The 4,574-nt window shown below is 62.7% G+C and carries 3 protein-coding genes and 1 pseudogene; 3 read left to right on the forward strand and 1 reads right to left on the reverse strand.

Going from position 1 to position 4,574, the window contains the following annotated elements; translation table 11 throughout:
- Positions 1-665: 665 nt before the first annotated feature.
- Positions 666-857, reverse strand: a pseudogene (locus ACH4C6_RS35915) (IS5/IS1182 family transposase); the annotation flags it as partial.
- Between the two features lie 295 nt (positions 858-1,152).
- Between ACH4C6_RS35915 and ACH4C6_RS35920 the strand changes: the two are divergent.
- The 3 genes from ACH4C6_RS35920 (at position 1,153) to ACH4C6_RS35930 (ending at position 4,416) form a co-directional block, all read left to right on the forward strand.
- On the forward strand, positions 1,153-2,220 hold the full coding sequence (locus ACH4C6_RS35920; RefSeq protein WP_398112780.1) for a ParB/RepB/Spo0J family partition protein: 1,068 nt from the start codon (positions 1,153-1,155) through the stop codon (positions 2,218-2,220).
- A 353-nt stretch (positions 2,221-2,573) separates the two neighbouring features.
- Positions 2,574-3,422: an AAA family ATPase gene (locus tag ACH4C6_RS35925; RefSeq protein ID WP_366900860.1), complete on the forward strand. Its 849-nt coding sequence runs from the start codon at positions 2,574-2,576 to the stop codon at positions 3,420-3,422.
- Positions 3,423-3,503: 81 nt separating this feature from the next.
- Positions 3,504-4,416 (forward strand): IS5 family transposase gene (locus ACH4C6_RS35930; RefSeq protein ID WP_398112781.1). Its coding sequence is split into 2 segments (ribosomal slippage): positions 3,504-3,883 and positions 3,882-4,416, totalling 915 coding nucleotides; the frame shifts between segments, so codons are not numbered across the junction.
- Positions 4,417-4,574 lie beyond the last annotated feature (158 nt).

Raw genomic sequence — 4,574 nt, forward strand, 5'->3', positions numbered from 1 at the left:
GACGACACACGGGCCCCTCAGCCTGCCCAGCACCAGCCACAGAAAGCGAAACGGCCCACCGACTCCGTCGGCAGACCGTCACGAAAGATCGAGGTAAGAGGCACCAGGAGAAGCAGCTTCTGGATGGGCTGCTGCTAAATGGCTGCAGTTACGCGAATCTACTGACGGTCGGGCACGAGCTGGCGACCTGCTCCACCCCTTGTAGACTCACCTGGTCACGACGGGTCGGCTGAACGCAACGGAGAGCCTGGTGATACACGACCTTGGATCCGGTTAGGGTCCATGAGCCGGTGGCTTGGCCCACGTCTCGCCGGCCCCCAACACTGGGTGCTGCATGATCCAGACCCTGGCCTCTTACAAGTAGCGGCTACCTCCGGGCCTTTCTCAGCTTCCGATGGTAGCCCGATCAAAGTGGAAACTCGCCAAAGTGACTTGGCCACTCTTAGCGCGGATACCGTCGCGGGTGCAGCCTTAGTGACTGCCTCCGCCCTGCTGGACATACTCACCGCCGAACAGGTGGACGCGCTGGCTCTTGCGTGTGCGCAGGCTGGGACTCCCGCTCTCATGACCCTCTCTGCCGCCGGACACGTGGAACTGTCTCCCGCCCACCCTCTGGACAGCTCCATCATGAAGGCGTTCAACGATCATCAGCGTGGTGCCGGCTTGGTCAGGTTCGTGCGGTAGTACACCGCCACCAGCAAAACCCGCTCCGCCAGCGGAAGGCACCACGGCCGACCGCCACCGGGGCCGTCCCCGCCCCGCTCCCGCACCACCCGCAGCAACCTCTCGAACCGGTCCATCCGCAGGCCGGTGAACGTCTCCACCCACACGGGCTCAGCCCGTAACACCCCACCCATACAGGCAAAATGCCCCGCACCGAGCCTTCTGCAACACCCTTTAGTAGTCGGCGTAGCGGACTCGCTGAAGGGTGCTGAGTCTGATCGTACGTGGGTGATTGCGAGGCAATCACCGAGAGATGCGCTGCAGCGCCGTGCGCGACCGGTAGGCTCGGCCGGAGCAACTGCTCAGCACCGCACCCGTGGAGACCCCATGCCTACTCGACCCGGCTTGAATCGAGATCTCGCGGCTGAGAGGGCTGCGCGTAGGGTTGCGACTCAGCAGGCGCGTCTTGTGCCGCAAGGGTTGCCTACCGTGCGCCCGGACCAGTTGATGCCTAGTCCTGAGAACGGTCGGAAGAAGCTTTTCAAGATCGACGAGTTGGCGGAGACGCTCCGTACCGATGGCATGAACACCGCCGTGACAGTCATCCCGCCAGACGTATACGTCGACTTCTATCCTCAGCACAAAGAAGAGGTCGAAGCCCGTGTGGCCGATGGTGCGCTGTTTGTAGTCCACCATGGTCACCGGCGTCTGGCCGCTGCGCTGTTGGCCGGCCTCAAGGAAGTACCCATTCTGGTACGGCGAGAGGTACCCAGTCTTCGTATTGCGGCGATCCAGGAAAACCTCCAGCGCATGGCTCTCAGTCCTCTTGAGGAAGCGCTGGAGTTCCAGGAGGCACTCGAGGAGAAAGATGAGACCGGACAACAGCTGACCCAGCGTGAACTGGCGAAGCGTGTGGGTTGCTCCCAGACCTATGTATCCCACAGGATCGCTCTGCTAAGGCTGATCCCAGATCTCCAGCAGGCGACTGTCAATCACTGGCTTAAGGAACAAGGCCTGATCGACAGCACCGACGCTGTAGACGGCGGTCACGCTGGACGGCTGCTACTCCCTGTGAGAGAAGCAGCCGTCGTACTCGCCCGATTGCGTCCTGACATGCAAGAAGCCTTCGCCCGGGGTGAGCTGAACGCTGCCCAGGCGGCTATGGTGGCCAAGATCCCATTGGCCGAACAGGAGCTTCCTTCGGAGCAGGCTGTCGACGATGGTGCCGAGGTCACCGACACATCGGAGTCAAATGACGGACCGGCCGTACCCGAACCTCGTGGGTCAGACTTGACAGATGCGGCCGCGGCCGCCGTAGTGGAGGGAGTCGCAGCGCCCGCTCCTGCACCCAGCTCCGCAGTGCCTGGCCCTGCGACCGAGACGGTGCCTGCGGCAGCTAGCCCCGAATCGTCAGGGACATTGTCCACCGCGGTGGCCACAGCACCTGAGCCCCGCGGCGTCATCGTTGTCCGCAGTGTTGAGGAGCTGGCGCTCCAAATTCGCGAATACCTCAATGGGGCAGAATTGCAAGAGCTGAAGAGGCTCCTGGAGGATTGACAGCGCGTCCAACCGTCGCTCCACTGGTCAAAGTCGGGGCAACTGGTCCCTGAGGGCCCTGGCCTGTAACCCGCAATGCGGTACTCGACTCGTCATCCGATCCGTGCAAGAGGGCAACTTTAGCTGACCGCCTTCCGATTGCATCGCAATCAACGAGCGGCACTGTGGTCACAGGACGTCGGCCCCGGACAACCTCGACTGTCTGCGAGCTTTTCCCGTTCTGGTCGCCTTCGGAGACAGCTCGCGCGCCCTTCCCAAGGAAATGATTGCGCCGCAATCAGTGTTGGAGATTATTCATGACTTCATCCCGGAGCCGGTCCGCAGCTACGGCCCTGCCCCATCGCATCGCGCGTGTGCTCGCTCTCACCAACCAAAGTGGGGGAGCGGGTAAGACTACCTCTGCGGTGAACATTGGGGCATCGGCCGCTGACCTCGGTTACAACGTCCTAATCGTCGACGCCGATGCGCAATGTGACGCTTCTGCGGCCCTCGGCTATGACAACCCGGATGACCTTCCCAACCAGGCCAACCTTTACGACGTGCTCACTGGTGCCGCAAAGCTGGATGATGCCATCGTACCCGCCATGGCGGGGCCATTCGGTAGCGACGGAACCAGAGCCATTCCCCACCTCTTCGTTGTACTCGCTTCCAGCTCTCTGGAAGAGGCTGAACAACTCCTCGCCCCTAAGACTGGGCGTGAGTTTTGGCTCCGATCCCAAATCGACACGATCCGCGACACCTACGACCTCATCCTGATCGACTGCCCCGGGAACCTAGGCTTGCTTGTTGTGAATGCCATCGTGGCCGCGGATGACGTACTTGCCTGCGTCAAGCCAGGGTGGAAGGAGCTGAGGGCTCTCACCCGTATGGAAGCGAAGGTCGACGAGATCCGTGAGACCTTCTCGCTGATGGGGGCCGTAGCGAAGCTGTCGAACATCCTTATCGTAGATTGTCCGACCACGCGTAACCAGGGGGCTGTGTACGACGACAGTCAGCACCAAGCCAGAGAAGCCTACGAGGATCTCGTGCTGCCCACTGTGCGCCGCAGTCCACGGATCCCTGAAGCCTACGCCGCGCAGAAGGTCCTTCGCTTCTATGACCCAGTGACGGAGAATCCGTCGAAGTTGAAGCCGGAGAATGCTCACTCCGCCACCGATGACTACTACCTGGTTGCGCAGGCTCTCGGTTTCTGCCGACGGTGAGGTGATTGCGCCGCAATCATCCCTCGGTGCTGTTTCTTGGATCTCCCGACATGAGCGGTGTGTTGGGATCAGGCTGGCATCATGGGCCGTGGGGATCTGACGAACGCGGAATGGGCTCGGCTGGAGTCGCTCTTGCCTCCTGGCGGTGCACGGGGAGGTCGGTGGAGCGATCACCGTCGGGTGATCAACGGATTTCTCTACCGGGTGCGGACTGGTGTGCAGTGGCGGGATCTGCCGGAACGGTTCGGTCCGTGGGAGACGGTCTACAAGCGGCATCGCCGCTGGTCATCGGACGGAACGTGGAAGATGCTGCTGTCTCGCATCCAGGCCGCCGAGGATGCCGCGGGCGGGATCGACTGGGACGTGTCGGTGGACCCGACCGCGGTGCGAGCTCATCAGCAGGCCGCCGGTGCGAGGAAGGCGCCGCCGGCCCTGGATCCAAGGGTCAGGGGACAAATCAGGTCGATCCGATGCTGCGGAAACTGGCCGTCCGCCTGGAGGAGGTGGTCAGACCGGCGAATGCCTAGGACGCTCCCGCAGCGGGTTCACCACCAAGATCCACCTCGCCGCCGACGGACGATGCCGGCCCCTCAGCTTCGTCCTGACGCCCGGACACTACGGTGACGGCCCCCAGCTCGAGCACGTGCTGAAGCAGATCCCCGTGCCCCGGCCCGGAGTGGGACGACCCCGCACCCGGCCCGACCCTGTGCTGGCCGACAAGGCCTACACGTCCCGAAACAACCGGCGCTACCTGCGACGACGCGGCATCCGGCACACCATCCCCGAACATCCCGACCAGCAAAGGCACCGGCACAACCGAGGATCCCAGGGCGGCCGGCCCACCGGATTCGACCGCGAGCACTACAAGAAACGCAACACCGTCGAACATGCCATCAACCGACTCAAAGGCATCCGCGCCGTCGCCACACGCTACGAGCGCGCCTACATCTACCTCGGCACCGTCTCCCTCACCACCCTCATGAGAGCGCGTTGAGCAAGGGCAGGAGCTAGCTTGAGCCTGCCAACTTCGCTCCGACTGGTGATCATTCAGTGCGTCTAGGGTCCGTCTTCAAACGGATCTTGCCCAGAGCAGGAGCGACGCGAGATTGACCGCTGCTTCGTAGGAGGTGGCGGTCTTGTCGTATCTGGTGG

The sequence above is a fragment of the Streptomyces sp. NPDC017943 genome (assembly GCF_044328425.1).
GTDB classification, from domain to species: domain Bacteria; phylum Actinomycetota; class Actinomycetes; order Streptomycetales; family Streptomycetaceae; genus Streptomyces; species Streptomyces djakartensis_A.